This is a genomic window from Shewanella sp. SACH, assembly GCF_001887095.2.
GTDB classification, from domain to species: domain Bacteria; phylum Pseudomonadota; class Gammaproteobacteria; order Enterobacterales; family Shewanellaceae; genus Shewanella; species Shewanella baltica.
In genome coordinates this window covers 920,543-938,255 of sequence record NZ_MPDG02000001.1, presented here as the reverse complement: position 1 = coordinate 938,255, position 17,713 = coordinate 920,543, and the positions used below count along the sequence as shown (strand labels likewise).

At 47.6% G+C, this 17,713-nt stretch carries 15 protein-coding genes; 8 read left to right on the top strand and 7 right to left on the bottom strand.

Going from position 1 to position 17,713, the window contains the following annotated elements:
* Nucleotides 1-176 precede the first annotated feature (176 nt).
* Nucleotides 177-548, top strand: coding sequence for a diacylglycerol kinase (locus BM607_RS04135; protein ID WP_006081347.1), 372 nt, complete (start codon nucleotides 177-179; stop codon nucleotides 546-548).
* A 10-nt stretch (nucleotides 549-558) separates the two neighbouring features.
* On the opposite strand, the gene hdfR is transcribed toward BM607_RS04135, so the two are convergent.
* Complete coding sequence (gene hdfR, locus BM607_RS04130) at nucleotides 559-1,428, bottom strand: HTH-type transcriptional regulator HdfR (protein WP_071938810.1); 870 nt, start codon at nucleotides 1,426-1,428, stop codon at nucleotides 559-561.
* Nucleotides 1,429-1,536: 108 nt separating this feature from the next.
* Here hdfR and BM607_RS04125 point away from each other — a divergent pair, with 108 nt between their 5' ends.
* The 3 genes from BM607_RS04125 (at nucleotide 1,537) to BM607_RS04115 (ending at nucleotide 4,255) form a co-directional block, all read left to right on the top strand.
* Nucleotides 1,537-1,986 (top strand): DUF413 domain-containing protein, encoded by a 450-nt coding sequence (locus BM607_RS04125; RefSeq protein WP_011846617.1) that lies wholly within the window; start codon nucleotides 1,537-1,539, stop codon nucleotides 1,984-1,986.
* 20 nt (nucleotides 1,987-2,006) lie between these two features.
* On the top strand, nucleotides 2,007-2,993 hold the full coding sequence (locus BM607_RS04120; RefSeq protein WP_011846616.1) for a RimK family alpha-L-glutamate ligase: 987 nt from the start codon (nucleotides 2,007-2,009) through the stop codon (nucleotides 2,991-2,993).
* Nucleotides 2,994-3,391: 398 nt separating this feature from the next.
* The gene (locus BM607_RS04115; RefSeq protein ID WP_006086376.1) at nucleotides 3,392-4,255 is read left to right on the top strand and encodes a DUF481 domain-containing protein; all 864 of its coding nucleotides are present in this window, start codon (nucleotides 3,392-3,394) and stop codon (nucleotides 4,253-4,255) included.
* Nucleotides 4,256-4,390: 135 nt separating this feature from the next.
* On the opposite strand, the gene BM607_RS04110 is transcribed toward BM607_RS04115, so the two are convergent.
* Nucleotides 4,391-6,013, bottom strand: coding sequence for a M28 family metallopeptidase (locus tag BM607_RS04110; protein WP_071938811.1), 1,623 nt, complete (start codon nucleotides 6,011-6,013; stop codon nucleotides 4,391-4,393).
* Between the two features lie 209 nt (nucleotides 6,014-6,222).
* Between BM607_RS04110 and BM607_RS04105 the strand changes: the two genes are divergently transcribed.
* The gene (locus BM607_RS04105; protein WP_012587834.1) at nucleotides 6,223-7,248 is read left to right on the top strand and encodes a GGDEF domain-containing protein; all 1,026 of its coding nucleotides are present in this window, start codon (nucleotides 6,223-6,225) and stop codon (nucleotides 7,246-7,248) included.
* Between the two features lie 221 nt (nucleotides 7,249-7,469).
* On the opposite strand, the gene BM607_RS04100 is transcribed toward BM607_RS04105, so the two are convergent.
* The 3 genes from BM607_RS04100 to pdsO form a co-directional block, all read right to left on the bottom strand.
* Complete coding sequence (locus BM607_RS04100; RefSeq protein WP_071938812.1) at nucleotides 7,470-8,174, bottom strand: class GN sortase; 705 nt, start codon at nucleotides 8,172-8,174, stop codon at nucleotides 7,470-7,472.
* Nucleotides 8,175-8,206: 32 nt separating this feature from the next.
* Complete coding sequence (locus BM607_RS04095; RefSeq protein ID WP_071938813.1) at nucleotides 8,207-10,525, bottom strand: marine proteobacterial sortase target protein; 2,319 nt, start codon at nucleotides 10,523-10,525, stop codon at nucleotides 8,207-8,209.
* A gap of 105 nt (nucleotides 10,526-10,630) precedes the next feature.
* The gene (pdsO, locus tag BM607_RS04090; protein ID WP_071938814.1) at nucleotides 10,631-11,461 is read right to left on the bottom strand and encodes a sortase-associated OmpA-like protein PdsO; all 831 of its coding nucleotides are present in this window, start codon (nucleotides 11,459-11,461) and stop codon (nucleotides 10,631-10,633) included.
* 258 nt (nucleotides 11,462-11,719) lie between these two features.
* Between pdsO and pdsR the strand changes: the two genes are divergently transcribed.
* The 3 genes from pdsR (at nucleotide 11,720) to BM607_RS04075 (ending at nucleotide 16,102) form a co-directional block, all read left to right on the top strand.
* Nucleotides 11,720-12,412, top strand: coding sequence for a proteobacterial dedicated sortase system response regulator (gene pdsR, locus BM607_RS04085; RefSeq protein ID WP_006081337.1), 693 nt, complete (start codon nucleotides 11,720-11,722; stop codon nucleotides 12,410-12,412).
* A 74-nt stretch (nucleotides 12,413-12,486) separates the two neighbouring features.
* The gene (pdsS, locus tag BM607_RS04080; RefSeq protein ID WP_071938815.1) at nucleotides 12,487-14,646 is read left to right on the top strand and encodes a proteobacterial dedicated sortase system histidine kinase; all 2,160 of its coding nucleotides are present in this window, start codon (nucleotides 12,487-12,489) and stop codon (nucleotides 14,644-14,646) included.
* 256 nt (nucleotides 14,647-14,902) lie between these two features.
* Complete coding sequence (locus tag BM607_RS04075; RefSeq protein WP_071938816.1) at nucleotides 14,903-16,102, top strand: cystathionine beta-lyase; 1,200 nt, start codon at nucleotides 14,903-14,905, stop codon at nucleotides 16,100-16,102.
* A 231-nt stretch (nucleotides 16,103-16,333) separates the two neighbouring features.
* Here the strand turns inward: BM607_RS04075 and BM607_RS04070 are convergent, their stop codons facing one another.
* Both BM607_RS04070 and yegD read right to left on the bottom strand, forming a co-directional pair.
* Entirely contained in the window at nucleotides 16,334-16,822 is a 489-nt protein-coding gene (locus BM607_RS04070; protein ID WP_071938817.1) for a CreA family protein, read from the bottom strand.
* Between the two features lie 46 nt (nucleotides 16,823-16,868).
* A partial coding sequence (yegD, locus tag BM607_RS22070) for a molecular chaperone (RefSeq protein WP_249269546.1) occupies nucleotides 16,869-17,713 on the bottom strand: 845 nt, incomplete at its 5' end.

Here is a 17,713-nt window from a genome sequence, read left to right as displayed (position 1 = left end):
GAATGTTGATGACGATTTTACTCAGTTAATTGTTTATGCGCTTTTCATCTCGGGCTATACTGCGGCCAAATTTATTGACTCAGTCAAATGTTAAAATCCACAACAGTTGGTTTTATCAAGCCTGTTTGAATGAGCAACACCTCAGCGCGTTGTCGCTAATGTCTATTGGAAACACTATGAAACCAGCCAACAATCACGGTATTAAACGCATTTTCAGAGCGACGGGATTTTCGATGAAGGGCTTAAAGGCCGCTTGGGTCCACGAAGCCGCTTTTAGACAGGAATTAATGTTAGCTATCATCATGTTACCCGTGGCTTTGTGGGTTGATATCAGCACGATTGAACGTTTGTTGCTGATTTTTACACTGTTTATTGTGTTGATTGTTGAGCTTTTAAACTCGGCGATTGAAGCTGTGGTCGATCGTGTTGGCAGTGAAATTCACCCACTCAGCGGCCAAGCCAAGGACATTGCCTCGGCTGCCGTGTTTATGAGTCTTGCACTGTGTGGATTAACTTGGCTGGTCGTATTGGCGCCACTGGTGTTTTAACACAGACGTTTTAGATAGTCGCATGAGCAAACACTGAGCCATCGTCCCTTAAAAAGTCGATGGCTTGTTTGATCTGGGCTAAACGATCATTTTCCGCCCAATAGGCAACATACACATTTCTTGAAATGGCGCTGGCGCCACTGACGTGATGCAATTCGCCACAGCGCAAAGCATGCTGCACCAAATGCTCGGGTAAGAAAGCACAACCACCATTATTTAAGATGAAATCCAAGGCGATACGCGCAGAGCTCGTGTGCAGTGTTGGTACAGGCAGCGACGCATATTCTTGCGCATGCACAATATTAAACGCCGTCCCCCAATCCACTTTCACATATTGCCCCGGCACCACGGCATTCACCGTTTGACCTTTTAGGCTCGAAACCAACAGCAAATTAATTTGCCCCAGCTGCACTAATTCAAATTGATCAAGCTTTGGCGGATCGAATGAAATCGCGATATCGAGGGTGCGGTCCATTAATTGGCGCGTCATCGCATTGGCAGGCAGCACTTCGGTCCGCAGCGCAACGCCGGGCAGCCCCACATGTAATCCCTGTAAATAACCTTGCAAATAGGCATCCCAAATATTCGGCCCTGCACCAATGGCAAGCTGAGTCGACTGTAACTGACTGAGGGAAACATCTTGTTTAGCACGCTCCCATGCCGTTAATACTGCCTCTGCATGGCCAAGCATGCGCTCGCCTGCGGGTGTGGGCTGAATGTTATTACGCTGCCGCTCAAACAGCGCGACGCCTAAAATGCTTTCAAGCTGCTTGACTCGAAAACTCACAGCACTGCGCGTGAGATACAGATTCTCGGCCGCTTTACCGAAATGGCGAGTACGGGAGACTTCAAGAAAGGTTTTCAGTAAATCGGTATCCATAAAAATTCTTGACCAACATAGGCAAATTTTTTTGATTTATAAATCAATAATACTAGCCAATACTCCAGTTGCAAATCTTTGTATATCAAAAACTAGAGGGTATCTGCCATGTCTGAACAGTCTTTTTCAAACGCTAACAAGGGTTCTGAGACGTTTAACGGCTCAGCTGCTGCCAGTTTTGTCTCGCAAAAACGTTTCTACGACGACGCGAATTTCCCCAAAGGCTTCAAACGAAGCGGCGATTTTACCAATAAAGAAGCTGAACTGCTTGAATTGCATGGTCATGCAATGAAGAATTTAGCCGAAGGTAAAACCTTGCCCTGCACCTCCGATGAAGCCCAATTTGTGGAAGTCGCCAAAGGAAATATCGCGCCCAGTAGCTTGTTAGAGCAGATCTGGGTAAAGTATCGCAGGCTCGCCATGGGGAAACCCTTTTATGCCGTGGTTGGTACAGTGCATTTGCCTGCAACCAAGCCCGAAATAGAAGTTGAGGCTGAGGCTGTATTTGATATTGAAGATGATGTTCAGGATGAACCTGAACCCGAGGATAAAGAATGAAGATTAAGGTTTGCTACTAAATGCGTGGTTGGATTTTATATAAAGAAACCGCGACTCAGCTAAAACCTGAATGGTATGAAATTGAGCGTCTACTGGCGGCAGCAAAAGCCGACAACATACAGTTGGAAGTTTACGCACCTGATGAATTTGATCTGACTGTCACCAGAGAAGATAACAAGAGTATTTTATTGAATGGGCAAGCCGTCGAGCTGCCCGATTTTATTATTCCGCGAATGGGATCAGGCACAACTTACTTTGCCTTAGCCATTATTCGCCACTTAGAAAGATTAGGGGTGTATTGCCTCAATCCTTCTAAAGCCATTGAAATCGTTAAAGACAAATTATTCTCCCAGCAATTGTTGGCCGAGAAGAATTTGCCTACGCCTAAAACTATGTTGGTTAAATTCCCCGTTGATATCGCCCTCGTAGAGCGCCATCTCGGCTTTCCTGTGGTGATTAAAACGCTTTCTGGCTCACAGGGCAGCGGTGTGTTTTTATCCCATAAGGCACGTGAATTTGACGATCTAATGCAGTTAATTGAAGCGACCAACAAAAACGCTAACATTATTCTGCAAGAGTTTATCGCTAACAGCCATGGCCGCGATCTTCGGGTATTTACCATCGGTGGTCGTGTTGCAGGTTGCTACGAAAGGCGTGGTCAAGAAGACAGCTTTAAAGCCAATGTCAGTGCCGGCGGCTCAGCGCGTCCATTTCAGATCACTCCTGAAATTGAATGGCTTGCCACGCAAACAGCCAATATTCTCGATCTCGATGTTGCGGGTATCGATTTATTGTTTGATAACGGCCATTACAAAATTTGCGAAGCAAACTCATCCCCAGGATTTGAAGGCTTAGAATCCTGTTTGAATGTGGATATTGCCGCGCAAATTTTACACTTTATTCGCATCCGTTTAGGCATGTTTAATAAAGATGAGCCAAGTAGCCCCAAAGTGGTCATTACTGACAATGTAGAAACGTCTGTGACGCCCGTTATCGAGCCTAAATAGCGGACCAGCGATATAATATCAATATCTAGCGGTATCACGCCGCTAGATATTCTTAAATTGATTACTATCCCCCATTTATCATGTTTCACATCCATTGGCATATCGCGCCACAAGCAAAGCTGCAATACTGAAGTCATTTCTAGGTAGCACTAGCCCCTCCATTACCGTTTGCGTTAGCCTTCAATCCACAATTGATGTGATGTTTCGCTCAAATTTCATTCAATGCCGCTAAAATAAGTCCTATTTTTGTTTTAAATCACAAATTTTCGCATCTTTTAAAACATTTTATTCACATCGCGAAATTTGCTGTTAAACTCCAAATGTCGATTTTTTTATGGCACTAAAGTCTGACCTTATCGCTAAACATAATAAGAATAATGCTGGAGTTACTCCTTAACATGTCGATTCGCCTGTTACCCCTCATCATAGCGTCACTCGTCAGCACTCAAGTGCAAGCCGATGACTTTACTATTCAATTAGGCGGCTTCTACTCGCAATCAGACACCAATATGGAAGTCACGAACCCAGTTTCGGGTAATAACTTCACCTTAGATTATGAATCTGATCTCAAACTCGCTGAAAACGAATTCCTACCTTTTATCGAGTTAAATTATCACTTCAACGAGCGGCACAATATCTACCTCGACTGGAAACAACTCCACCGTAGCGCCGACACCCAAGCCCTAGCCAAACCCTTCCAGCTCGAAATCAACGACACCATTTACGATATCAAAGCCGGCGGTAAACTCAGTTCAACCTTAAACATCGATGTGCTGCGCTTAGGCTATGGTTATGATGTCTTTCAAGGCAGTAACTATGATGTGGGTCTGTCATTTGGTTTACACACTATGTTTATCAAGACAGGTTTTGAAGGTGTGATTGGTGTTTGCGCTTCGTCAGAATTACTCAATAACGTCTGTGGTAGCCAAGCGATTCCGCGCATTGTTGATGAAAATGTCACTGCGCCACTGCCGGACTTTGGCATTTATGGTCAGTATGAGTTTGTTCCCGGTTGGCAAGTCACCAGCCATGCACAGTATTTCTACATCACACTCAATGATGTAAAAGGCGAGCTTGTTGATATTAAAGTCGGTGTTGATGCACAAATCACCCCGAACTGGCGCATGAGCGTGGCCTATAACTACTACAAAGTTGATGTGGATATCGCCCAAAACTCGCCGAATAAAGACACTCAAATTGCCGATTACAACATTTATTACAGCTTTATCGGCCCTATGCTTTCCATCAGTTATTCTTTTTAATTCAAATATATTCCATTAAGACTCTTATTGTCTTAAATCGCTACGCCTCGCTAAAACTATCGCTCAATTCCCAGCTAAAATCAGTGCTAAAAATAAGGGCACCTACTGGCGCCCTCATGATTCAACTCATTAACACTATTTACGCCCATCTTGCTCGCGCTTGGCTTTAAAGTCGGATGACTCAAGCCAATGGGGCCAATCGGTACTATTGGCTAAGCTGGTAATCATACTGGCGATAAGGTCTAAATCTTGGCTGACACCACCTAAATTCCAGCTTGGATCATAATCGTCGGCAGGCTTGTGATATTTATGGGCGATATAATCAGGATCGGTATCCCCAAGGCTCATAAATAGCAATCCAGGTACACCTTGTTGTGCCAGCGCAAAGTGGTCCGATCTAAACATCAACCCATTCTGCGGTCTTGGATCACCTTTAACTAAACGGTCTTGGGCCTTCGCGGCTTTGTCTAAGTATTGCTCTAACTCAGACACGCCTTCGCCATAACGCAAAATGTAATCCACGCCCTTATTCACATTCATGCCATCAATATTTAAAAAAGCGACAATGTTTTTCGTGGGCACACTCGGATGCTGAGCAAAATGCTGTGCACCAATCAGACCCGTTTCTTCCGCCGTAAAGGCACTGAAGAGCACCGAGCGATCCAGTGGCGCCGTCTTGGCTTGCTGTTTGAAGTAACGCGCCAAGGCTAAAACCCCCGCCACACCGCTGGCATTATCGACCGCTCCGTTCAAAATCTCTGACTTACCGTCTTCAATCACAGTGCCAAGATGATCCCAATGGGCATGCATCATCACCACTTCGTCGGGGCGCGTTTTACCTGGCAGTAAAGCCGCGACATTATGGGACTCAGAGCGTTCAATTTTATTGTTTAACGTGAGCTGCGCGCTCAACTTAAGTGGGATAGCCTTAAAGTTTGGCTTGGCAGCTTGCTGCTTTAAGGTATCAAAATCCAATCCTGCTTTAGTAAAGATTTTTTGCGCAGTTTCGTGCTGAATCCAACCCATCACACCAACTTGGCCTTGATTATTATTGGCATCGACCAGAGTGAACTTAGTGCCCGTGTTGGAGTTTTGCACCACACCCCAGCCATAGGCGGCAGGCGCGGTTTCATGGACAATAAACACAGCCTCGGCGCCTTGACGCGCGGCTTCCTCATACTTATAAGTCCAGCGACCGTAATAGGTCATGGCATTGCCTTTAAATACCGCAGGGTCTTGAGTCGCAAAGCCGGGATCATTCACAAGCACGATAACGGTTTTGCCTTTTACATCTAATCCTTGATAATCGTTCCAACCATATTCGGGCGCATTGATCCCGTAGCCGACAAACACCACATCGCTTTTATTCAGGCTCACGGTTTCGGCGATTCTTTGGGTTCTCGCGGTAAATTCACTGCCATTGGCAAATTTAAGCCCGCCGATATCAAGCTGCATATTTTGATCTGCACTAATTTGCGCCAAAGGCACGGCCTGCAGATAACTGTCGCCAAATCCGGGTTTGAGACCCATATCTTTAAATGCTTTCACTAAATAGTCTAAAGTTAAGGTCTCACCTTCTGATAAAGGCGCACGTCCACCGAAGGCGTCACTGGCTAAGGTTTTAACATCGGTTCGGTATTGTGCGAGATCGAGGCTTTGCACAAATGCGGTTTCAGCTAAGACGGGTAATGAGATAGTGGCCATCAGACTTGTGGCTAAGATGATATTTTTCACAACTTTCTCCCAAGTTATTATCATTATTTGATTTTAAGGATAGACTTTACCATATCATCTTTAGTTTATGATGGAAGTCTTAGCGCAAACGGAGTCGCTGTAGCCCAAGCACAAACGGTGTTCATGCCTTCATCGAGCCGAGGTACTTGTGGTTAGTCTTGAACAGATAACAACAGAATAAAATAGCGAAAATCTTAAAATATCCGTTTATTTTCATTAAGTAAGGTAACAATATGTCGCTAGAGTTATTACAAGCCGCTGCACTGAATCTCAAAAAAGCAGTGCCTCTGATGCTCAAACATAAAATTCCGACCACCCCGGTTAACTATGCGCTTTGGTACACTTATGTTGGTGAACAGAATCCCGAATTAAATCAAAGACTCGATACCGTTATCGCCCAGTACAACACTTGTCCTCCTGTGAGTAGCGAACTCTTATATCGCCAGTATGTTGCCGATCCCGTTGAACTCGATGTCCGCGAAATGCGCCAGAATCTGGATGCTATGGTGACTGAGCTGTCCCAATCGCTCAAAGATACCAATCTAGATGCCAATGAATTCCAGTCGCGCATCGAGAGTAATTTTGAAAAGCTCAACCGCATCGAAGATGAGGGTTTTAGTGTTGAGCAAGTGCTCGATCTGGTGCGCAGTTTAGTGAAAGAGTCAGACAATATTCGCTCGAGCACTGAGTTCTTTACCGGACAATTGCAGAAAGCGCAAACCGAAATCGATGCGCTAAAGAAAAAGCTCGAACAGACAGAAAAAGATGTGCTCTACGATGCGCTGACTGGCTGCTTTAATCGCCGTGCCTTCGACAGCGATTTTGCCGGCATGTTGGCCCAAGCGCCCTTAGGCACCTGCTTGATCTTGGCCGATATCGACCATTTTAAAGTGTTTAACGACACCTACGGCCACCAGCTCGGCGACCAAGTGTTACGCGCCGTGGCAAAACGGCTACAGGAATCCTGCCGCGATGGCGCAAAACTGTATCGTTTTGGCGGTGAAGAATTTGTGATTATTGTGCCTAAAAGTCAGTTACGAATTGCAAGGCAACTGGCCGAAGCCATGCGCCGTGGACTCGAAAAGCTCAGTTTGAAAGACAGACGTAAAGACGAGCGCATCAATAATATCAGTGCCTCATTTGGGGTTGCCCAATGGCAAGAAAAACAAACGGGCATGCAATTGATTGAAGCGGCAGATAAATTACTTTATGACGCTAAACGTTTAGGTCGAAATCGCGTGTTACCGATCAGCAACTAATTGTGATGACCTGAGAGTAATTACATGAGAGTCATGACCGAAACGCAATGAATTAGCCTGACGCCGATGATTCGTCTTCAGGCTAGGATGGTTAAAAGACAGTCATTTGGCGGTTACTGATAAGCACTATTTATTCAGCATTATTTAGTTAACATTATTAGCTCAAAGCAGCCTTAACGCTTTGGTTGAAGATTGCGCTAAGGCTTAAATTAACGTGCGACCTAATGGGTGAAACTGCGCGATACAGAAGCGACCTTCTCTTGCATCCCACTTCCAGTTGAAGCTGAAACATCGGCACTAGCCGTATCCATTGACTCATCTTCAACCGGTATCGCCTGCACCACAAAGCGCAGTTCGGCGCCGCCTTGAAGCGCATCGAAGGGATAACAAGTGATTAAGGTTAAGCGATTATCATCGGATGGCGCCATAAACTGCGTTTCAGTTTCATGCACCACCTGAGTCGCAACTACTTCATAAATAATGTTATTTCCCTTAAGCGTCTGCAACGATAGTCGGCGACCCACCGCCATACCATTGAGGATCGCAAAATGTGTGTCCCTGTGACCGGCAATCACAGTATTGCCCTTTTGCCCCGCTGGCGCACTGGACAATACTAAACTTGGGCCAAAGGCCAAATTTCGCCCAGAAGCACCCGCCAACACATATAAACTGTCATTAAGCTCGGCTTCAATATCGTTGTTAACCGCTTGCTCGCGGTAAATCGACAGCTTTGCCACGGGATAAGTATCCGCCCATGACCAAGGCTTATGAGATTGTCCATCGGCTAAGGTTTTAGTCCACGCCTGTTCAATCAAATACTGGGCAAAGTGTGCTTTAGCTTGCATATAGAGTCCCTTTCCTAACAATGTTGCGCCAATTAAAAATAATCCCACCACTAAAAATCGCTGCGTTCTGCCTTTGCTCATCGGGCTTTACTCGTCGTTCATGATTCATTGGTTCATCGATGACCGGCAAGCGCCGCCATGGCTGCCTTCTCTTCGCGTTTTTGTCGCAGAATCGATCCCATAAGCACCAAGGCCAGCAGCAAGGTCAGCGCACCCAGTAACATATCCAAACGGCTCGAGGTCGCAGTTTGTGGCAAGGCACCAAAAGGCTGCCAACCTAAGGGCAAGTGCTGACGCACCACGGCATCGCGGCTCATTGCGGTTGAATCTATGGGGGTTAAGTCCACCGCCACTAAGCTGGTATAAGCGCTGACTAAGTGATAATTCATCGACAAGGCCGTGACTTGCTGCTTAACCTTGTCATCATTCGCACCATTTTTACTCAGCTCCAATGCACCAATCTGTTTACGCGCCCAGAGTAAATCTAAACCCGCACCTTGATTAGTGATAAGTCCCGCTGAGTTGTCCTGAAGCGATAACGACTGTTGCCAGTTTTTATGCCCTTGGCGACCTGAGATCACTAATTCCTGCGGCTCACGGGCGCTGCGTTTTAGACTCACAAGCACAGGCTCGCCGCGGTACAAATCTGCAATCGGTGACGGCCAGTAATCGGGCACACTGCCATCGTCATAACGCACTTGAATATCGGTTAATACGGGATATTGAATTTTGCTCAGCAAGGCGCTGATCTTCGCGTCGACTTCATCCACTTTGCCAATATAAGTAAAAGTGCCACGACCCAGCTCTGCCGCCCTTTGCATAAAGAGAGAATTAGGCGCCGAGCCTATGCCGACAGTAAACAAGCGGCTCTCACCGATTTGGTAGCGGATCAAATCAAACAAGGCTTGCTCATTGCCCACAGAGCCGTCGGTCATAAAGATCACTTGGCGCAAAGGTTGCACGGCATCGGGCGAGACACTACCCAAAGATTTTGGCAAGGCAGCATCCAGTGCCAGCGCCATTTCGGTGCCACCATCGGCTTGTAAACGGCTCACAAATTGACGGGCACGGGACAAATTCGACGAGGTCGCCGGTAATGGTGTCGCTGAAAGCAGAGACAGACTGGAATTAAATTCGATAATGTTAAAACTGTCCTCGGGCTTGAGTCCTTTTAATGCGTAAAGCAGTGCATTTTTGGCTTGAACGATAGAATCCCCCGCCATAGAGCCCGAAGTATCAATCACCAAAATTAATTCACGGGGCAAACTCGGTTGGGTGCTCTTTTCGACTTTAGGAGGCAACACCATGACGAGACTGTAATTGTCTTCATTCATGCCGTTGGCTTTGCTGGTTTCAAGCGTGTCCTGAGACAGATTATCGCCATCGGGTTTATGGGTTTTACCCTGTTGATTAAACACCCAAGCCATAGGACTCGTGCCCTGCTGTACGCGCCATTGCAACACAAAGTCACGATTGGCAGGCACGCGTTGTGTCAGTGACACATCAACGGCGCCGCTATTGGTTTGCTTGAGTTTGATGTCATGGTAAGGGCTCTCAATTGACGCCTTATCTACACCCTTTGCCAGCAAAACTTGAATGTCCGCTTTGAGCACAGGATCGCGTCCATTGGCGCCGTCCCGCACAGGCGCCACAATCCGGTCAGCATCAAACACCTGCGAGCTGGTCACTCGGCTCGATTGGCTGCTCTGTGCTATAGGATTATCTGAATCGCTAGCACTTGAATCAGAGGTTAAGCCCGGGATATACCGAGGCGCGACCACCAGCGGAAAACGTAGGCTAAATAAGCCATCTTCATATTTGATACTCTCCTGATAGCTGATTTCGACAATCAACTCTTCCTGCGGTGCTAGGTTGGCCACTTCGGTCGTGAACATATTTGGCCGCTCTTGGCTCACTAAGCTGGCGCGTTTACCTTCAGCTTTCGCTTGCTCAAAAATCTGCTTGGCATCGGCCTTAGGATGAATTTGCCCTTCGATAACCCTTTGGCCAATGTGTAATCGCAGCGAATCCACCGCGGCCTCATTGGGCAGCGGGAACAGATATTGCCCATTCAACACAAACTCAGTGTTATTGCGAAAAACCTGCTTCACACTAACGCGATTACTTAAGCCAGAGACTAGCATCGACACTTGTGTATCGAGTGGCAAAGATGGCACCCAAGCGCCGCTCGGCTGACGATAAAGCAACAACCCCTGAGTAATGTCATCGTAATTAATGACCTGTGATTCTGCTGTACTTTGAGCAGTATTTTCGCCGACCAGCGCCGAGGCAATATTCTGCGGCTCAGACAATGTGCCCGTGCTATTGGGTGAGGCTAATGCCACAAAAGGCAAGCCCCAACATACAGCGGCACTGATCATTAATATCGCTAAGCTTTCGCTGATTTCTTTTACCCTTTTCCCTGTGATCATCACAAAGGCTTCCTTCTTTCTATTAACCAATATGGACTGACGTTCGCAGTCGTTAAAATGAATGTTCTAAATTGACGGCTTAGAATGGACGACTAACATCGACCGCTATTGCGTCGTGCGCGTTGCCATCAAGGTTGAATGAGGCTGTAAGGTCAAGGTCACACGGCGATCGAACACATCCGATTCCCTGTCCTGCTCCGCTTGCAGTGGCGATAAAGCGCCAAAGGCTTGTGTTGTCATACGCTCAGCAGCGACGCCCTGCTTAATCAGGTAACCACGGACTTCCAGTAAACGTTGCTCAGAAAGGGCTTGGTTGTAGCTCACATCACCCCGGCGATCGGCATAGCCTTTTAATTCCAAATTAAGCTCAGGCGACAGATTCATCACCTCGGCCACATCATCTAATTGGGGCAAAAAATGCGATTCGACCTCAGAGGAACCGGTGCGAAACTGCACGTTTAGCCCTAGGGCGAGTTCACTGAGCAATTGACGTTGCGCAGATAGCAACTCATCAAGCTCTTGCTGCGCCTTGGCATACTCGCTAGCGCGTTTTTCGGCAGTTTGTTGCTTGACACTCAACTCGGATAATTGCGACTCTTGCAGGTTGATCTGTCTTTGCTGAACGTGCAGCGTGTCTGTATCGCTAACCGACTTACCAATCAAGGTGCCAGTGAACGCGCCAATAATGGCCCCCACTGGGCCACCGACTAACGCGCCCACTAATGCACCACCACCGAGGCCAATTAAGGCTTCTGGCTGTTCGTCCTCATTTGCGTATTCGCCATCCATCGCCATACCGCTGGCATCGACGTCATTATCTAAGCTGCGCTCCTGTCCTTGAGCTTGGTTTTGCAGTGAAACCCGCGCCGACACACTGGCGACTGGCGCGCTTAATAAACTCAAAACCAACAAATTAATTAGTGTCTTTTTCATCATCTCATTCCTTTTTGATTATTAGCTGAGCTTGCACTCGAACCTGAACAACAAGTTCAAAACCCCATCAGGTCAAAACGGGTGCAAAACTGAATGCGGCTATTAAACACAAGTGGAATGGCATGAGCAGGGATGGAAAATGGCAATGCAACTATCAATTGTGGCAACAAAATGGCAATTGCATTTGTGGCCTTTTATCTCGGGTAAAATCCTGTATAGTCACGAAAACTTACTCCCCCAAGTCAATAGGAATATGGCTCTATGAAGCGTATCGCCATAGTGGAAGATGAAGCGGCCATTCGCGAGAATTACAAGGACGTGCTGCAACAACACGGTTACAGCGTGCAAACCTATGCCGACAGACCATCGGCCATGTTAGCCTTTAATACTCGGTTACCGGATTTAGCCATTATCGACATCGGCTTAGGTAATGAAATTGACGGTGGCTTTATGCTGTGTCAGTCACTGCGTGCTATGTCGAGCACGCTGCCGATCATCTTTTTGACCGCCCGTGACAGTGACTTTGATACTGTTTGTGGCCTGCGTTTAGGCGCCGATGATTACTTGAGTAAAGAAGTGAGTTTTCCCCATTTAACTGCGCGCTTAGCGGCCTTATTTCGCCGCTCCGAGCTTGCGGCCAGCCAAACGGCGCAGGAAAATCTGCTTGAGCGAGGTCCGCTGACGATTGATGCTAACCGCATGCAAGTCTATTGGAACCAGTTGCCGATTGAGCTTACCGTCACCGAATTTTGGATGGTGCACGCGTTAGCCAAACACCCGGGCCATGTGCGCAGTCGCCATGAATTAATGCAAGAGGCGAAGATTTTTGTCGATGACAGCACGATCACTTCCCATGTGAAACGCATTCGCAAGAAGTTCATCGCCACCGCACCTGAGTTTGACTGTATCGATACGGTTTATGGCATGGGTTATCGCTGGGACAGCTTAGCCTGAACTCTCGCGATACCTTGATGCACGTAACCTTGAAGCAATACACTTTTGATCCCATTGATGCTGATCCCTAACTTATGACACGTTTCCCCTTTGGTCTGCGCACTAAAGTCATCGGCCTTAGCCTGTTTTTGCTCTGCCTACCTTGGCTGGGGTATCAATATGTGTGGGAGATGGAAAAGTATCTTCGCCACGGTCAAGAACGCACCTTAGAAGGCACCACTCAGGCACTGGCCACCGCGCTGCACGAACGGCCGAAATTGTTCGATGGACAAGCAAGCTTTTTAAAGCAAGTGGAAAAGAGTCGCGATCTGTACGCCTATCAACTCAATGGGGCGATTCTGCTCGACGGTAAACTCAACGAATGGGAAGAGTATCAGCACAGATTTATCCAGTACGGTGAGGCGCATCAGATCATGCGCGCCGATCCCAACGCGCCGCTGACCTTAAGCTTTACTCACATGGTCGGCCAGTACGATGGTTATCTGTATGCCTTCTTTCAAGTGACCGACCCAACTGTGGTGCTGCGTGGCAAAAATGCCCTAAGTGTCGATAGAAACGATCATCTCTCGATTGCGACACTCGCGCCCGACAATAAATTTAAACGCTATATCGTTGCCACCACGCAACCCGGTTGGATCAGCGCCTTCGAGTTACCCGCCAATCCTAAGCAAACTGTGCCCGTCAAACCTGAAGTGCGCATCCAAGGACAATGGGCGACCACAGATGTGGGCTACAATGTCGAGCTGCGTATTCCCTTAGACATGGTCGGCAGCAAACTCGGTTTTGCCATTTCCGATGTTAACGACAACAAGAACCGCGATGTGGCAGCCGTTGTCGGCACCTCGGCCTTAGATACGGTCGATAATCTCGGCACTGTGTTGGTGCCATCGCCAGAAATTGAAAATATTATCAAAGGTATGAGCCACTATAGCTCACGCATTTGGGTGGTCGATAAGCACGGCCGCGTACTGGCAAAATCGGGCGATATTCGTGCCAATGACAGCGTGTGGACCCGCACCTTAGAAGATGAAAAGAGCACCACGCTGTGGGAAACTTTCAAGCGCGATTACTTGCATCCGCTGTACTATAAAATCCTCACGAAGCCGCCCAAAGACTTTATCGACTCCTTGCAAGATTCCACCGAGCTTGATGGCAGTCATATCCAAAAAGCCCTTGCGGGTCAGCAAAGTTCAACTTGGCGCTTAACCCCAGACAATAAAGCTGTGGTACTTGCCGCCGCCAGCCCTATTTGGATAGATAACAATGTGATGGGCGCCGTTGTCGCCGAAGAAACCACCCACGGGATCCGTACCCTGCGTAACCGCGCGCTGGAAAAACTCTTTAACGTGATTTTGACCATTATGAGCATGGGCACCTTGGCGCTGTTCTTTTTCGCTTCGAGCATTTCTAACCGTATCCGTAAACTGCGCGATGAGGCCGAAAATGCCATCGATAGCCAAGGCCGCGTACGTAATCACCTCAAACCGTCTAAAGCACGGGATGAAATTGGCGATCTGTCCCGCAGTTTCTCCAGCATTGTCGGGCGTCTAGGTCAATACACCCATTATCTGGAAAACATGTCGTCGCGCCTGTCCCATGAACTGCGCACGCCCGTGGCGGTTGTGCGATCATCCCTTGAGCATTTAAACCTACAAACCTTAGATAAAGACACGCAAAAATATGTCGACCGCGCCCAAGAAGGTGTCAGCCGCTTAAGCATGATTTTAAATAACATGAGCGAAGCAACGCGCTTAGAGCAGAGTTTAACGCAGGCCGATATCACTAAATTCCCACTCTCCCAAGTGGTCAGTGGTTGTATGCAAGGTTATCAAATGACCTATCCAGAACAAGGCTTTAGCGTAAAAGTGCCCGAGCAACCATTGATGATGCAAGGTGTACCGGAATATATCGCCCAATTGATGGACAAACTTATCGCTAACGCGATTGAGTTCTGCGATAAAGGCAGCGCCATCGAAGTCACGCTCACCCAAGTCGGTAAGCAAGCCACATTGCTTATCAGTAACTTAGGGCCAGAATTGCCTGTTGATATGTCGGAGCAGATTTTCGATTCCATGGTGTCGGTGCGGATAAATCAAGCCCAAGACAAACCTCATCTCGGTTTAGGTCTGTATATCGCACGATTGGTCGCCGAGTTCCACCAAGGACAAATCCTCGCCCGCAATCGCAGCGAGCATAATGGCGTGGATATCCTAGTAACCTTGCCATTAAGCTAAGAATCACGCAGCCTTTAAGCTAAAGTCACACAATCTTTAAATTATGAGTTACGTTGCCTTTGAGCCCTGCGTCATAATCTAAAAACCGAAGGGACAGGCGCCAATAACATGAGTCAAACTCATCATCGCGCCGCCTGTCATTTCTGCGCGCAGATGCTAAGATGGCCGCCATAACAATAGATTAGATATCTCCAATGGTTCTTCTCCAACATTGTTCAACCTATTCGTTCAACCTAAATGCCAAGGTAATGATCCAATGACAGATAAACATCATCAAGCCACCCAAATCGTCAGCTTAGGTCGAGACAAAAAATGGACCAAAGGCGTGATCAATCCGCCCGTTTTTCGTGCTTCGACTATCGTCTTCGAAACGATGGATGAAATGCGCCACGCCGCGAAAAATAAAACCAACGGCGAGATGTTTTATGGCCGCCGTGGTACCCCGACCCATTTTTCGTTTCAAGCGGCGATTGCTGAATTAGAAGGCGGCGTCGGTACAGCGCTGTATCCCTCTGGCGCGGCGGCGATCAGTGCGGCGTTATTGTCATTTTTAAAAGCGGGCGATCACCTATTGATGGTCGATAGCGTGTATGAGCCAACGCGGGATCTGTGTACCCATATTCTCGGCGGTTTTGGTATCGAAACCACTTACTACAATCCGCTGATTGGCGCGGGCATTCGCGACCTTATTCGCCCAAATACTAAAGTGTTGTTTTTAGAGTCTCCAGGCTCTATCACCATGGAAGTGCAAGATGTGCCGACCTTGTGCCGCATCGCCCACGAACATGGGCTGATTACTATGCTGGACAACACTTGGGCTTCACCCATCAATAGCAAACCCTTTGAAATGGGTGTGGATATTTCGATTCAAGCGGCGACCAAATACATCGTCGGTCACTCGGATGTGATGATAGGCACGGCTACGGCCAACGAAAAATACTGGCCACAATTACGTGAACACAGTTACTTGATGGGACAAACTACCTCCCCTGATGATGTGTACCTTGCCGCCCGTGGCCTGCGTACCTTAGGCGTGCGTATGGCGCAGCATGAAAAAAATGCCCTGCAAGTTGCCAACTGGTTAAAAACCCGACCAGAAGTCGATCATCTGCGTCACCCAGCGTTTGATACCTGCCCCGGCCACGAGTTCTTTAAACGCGACTTTAGCGCCTCCAACGGCTTATTCTCCTTTGTATTGAAACAAGGCGATGCCGATGCGGTCACCGCACTGGTTGAGAATATGAGTCACTTTAAGATGGGCTTTTCTTGGGGCGGCTACGAGAGTTTAATCCTCGGCATTTTCGGCATTGAAAAAATCCGCTCGGCGACTAAGTGGGATGCGAGCAAACCGTTAATTCGTTTGCATATTGGTTTAGAAGATCCCGCGGATTTAATTGCCGATCTCAGCGCAGGGTTTGAACGCTTTAACGCAGTACTGGCGGCCAAAGCTAAGTAGCGATAATGATCGTTATAGGGATTAAGCGAGGTCGTTAGAGGGCAATATTTATTGCGTTATGTCATTAGCGGCTAAATGCTAGCAGCCTATAAAAACAAAAAGGGGCGGAATCAACATTCCGCCCCTTTCTCTTATCAACACTGACTGCAAATTTACCTTACTGCATATTTAACTTATTTCAAATATCAATGCTACAGCCAAGGTACAACCAAACCACAAACTCTTCGGCGATTAATTCGCTTTCGTTCCAGCACTCAATGCTGGATCAACCCAAGCGGCTGAGCCATATAGCGGCACGGTCGAAAGCGCATGTTTATGGCTGCCGTTGGTCTCTTTAGTCGAATAGGACAAATACAGCAGAGTCTGGTTCTGCGCATCATAAATTCGGCGCACTTTTAATGACTTGAACAAAATACTCAGGGATTCGGTGAAAATCACTTCGCCGTGTTTACCTAAGTCTATCTTAGCCAAATCGGCCGCGTTAATTGGCCCTGTTTGACGGCAACTTATGCCCATATCTGATGGATCGGCAAAATCTAAATTGGCTTCGATACGACTAATATGGCAAGTCACCCCTGGAATTTTAGGATCGTGCTTAGCATCGATGATCACATCTTTGGTGGTAAAAAGCCCTAAGCTCACCTTACCTACATCGTCACCACAACCCGCGAGCAAAAAGCCCACAGTGGCGGCAAACGCACACTTCAACAGAGTTTTCATTCCTACATCCTTTTACATTAGTGCTTATATGATTAGTGCTTATATATTAATGCGTAGCAAATAGCTTTTGTGCCCAGCGGGTTAATCCGGCTGTCACAGAGCCAAAGTGATCGCCGACCACGACCGGAATATCGGGATAAATACCGGCAATTTTCGCGTAGATCGCAGGGCTTCGCGCCGTACCACCGGTCACGTAAATCACATCGGGTTTGCATTCTGCAGCATTGTCGGAAGATACATTCTCGTTATTCACAGAGTCTTGAGCTAAGCCGTCAGCCGCTAAGGTTTTTGCCGCTTGCGAGAGCGCTTGGTGCATAAGGGCTTCTACTTTTGTCAGTGAAGGCTCGATAGCATTCTCAAATAAATTACGACTCACACCCGCGTGCAGCGCAGCTTCGATAAAATCGAGATTAATATCAGTATTCTCGGCATCCGACAGGGCAATTTTGGCGCGTTCGGCTTGGCGAACTAGCTGATAACTTAATTGCTGTTGTTGCACTTTTAACAGTCGGTTGAGCAACTGTGGCTGCTCGGCTTCTTTCACCAATTCATCAATCAGTTTACGGCTGCTTAAGGTACTGAATTCTCGCTGGGCGCTAATATCATTTACCGCCACCGCATTCCAAAAGGCCTTACTGGGCATGGGCTTGCCATTGGTCATTAAAGAGCCTAAACCAAAGTGCGGCATAAAGGCATTCATTGCAAGGGCGATATCAAGATCGTTACCACCGATTCGCTGACCACTATGGCCAAGGAAATCTTCACTGCGATCCGCTTTTTGTTTATGGGCGGGTCCCATTTTGACCACAGAGCAGTCAGTTGTACCGCCGCCCACGTCGACAACCAGCACGGTTTTGTTATCAGTCAAGGTCGCTTCATAATCCATCCCCG

Excerpts from the sequence above, each read along its gene's own strand:
- pdsR (WP_006081337.1), top strand. The coding sequence starts at position 11,720 with ATGAAGCGTATCGCCATAGTGGAAGATGAAGCGGCCATTCGCGAGAAT.
- BM607_RS04120 (WP_011846616.1), top strand. The coding sequence starts at position 2,007 with ATGCGTGGTTGGATTTTATATAAAGAAACCGCGACTCAGCTAAAACCT.
- BM607_RS04100 (WP_071938812.1), bottom strand. The coding sequence starts at position 8,174 with ATGAGCAAAGGCAGAACGCAGCGATTTTTAGTGGTGGGATTATTTTTA.
- BM607_RS04095 (WP_071938813.1), bottom strand. The coding sequence starts at position 10,525 with ATGATCACAGGGAAAAGGGTAAAAGAAATCAGCGAAAGCTTAGCGATA.
- BM607_RS04110 (WP_071938811.1), bottom strand. The coding sequence starts at position 6,013 with ATGATAATAACTTGGGAGAAAGTTGTGAAAAATATCATCTTAGCCACA.
- BM607_RS04115 (WP_006086376.1), top strand. The coding sequence starts at position 3,392 with ATGTCGATTCGCCTGTTACCCCTCATCATAGCGTCACTCGTCAGCACT.
- BM607_RS04075 (WP_071938816.1), top strand. The coding sequence starts at position 14,903 with ATGACAGATAAACATCATCAAGCCACCCAAATCGTCAGCTTAGGTCGA.
- BM607_RS04070 (WP_071938817.1), bottom strand. The coding sequence starts at position 16,822 with ATGAAAACTCTGTTGAAGTGTGCGTTTGCCGCCACTGTGGGCTTTTTG.
- pdsO (WP_071938814.1), bottom strand. The coding sequence starts at position 11,461 with ATGATGAAAAAGACACTAATTAATTTGTTGGTTTTGAGTTTATTAAGC.
- hdfR (WP_071938810.1), bottom strand. The coding sequence starts at position 1,428 with ATGGATACCGATTTACTGAAAACCTTTCTTGAAGTCTCCCGTACTCGC.
- BM607_RS04105 (WP_012587834.1), top strand. The coding sequence starts at position 6,223 with ATGTCGCTAGAGTTATTACAAGCCGCTGCACTGAATCTCAAAAAAGCA.
- BM607_RS04135 (WP_006081347.1), top strand. The coding sequence starts at position 177 with ATGAAACCAGCCAACAATCACGGTATTAAACGCATTTTCAGAGCGACG.
- BM607_RS04125 (WP_011846617.1), top strand. The coding sequence starts at position 1,537 with ATGTCTGAACAGTCTTTTTCAAACGCTAACAAGGGTTCTGAGACGTTT.
- pdsS (WP_071938815.1), top strand. The coding sequence starts at position 12,487 with ATGACACGTTTCCCCTTTGGTCTGCGCACTAAAGTCATCGGCCTTAGC.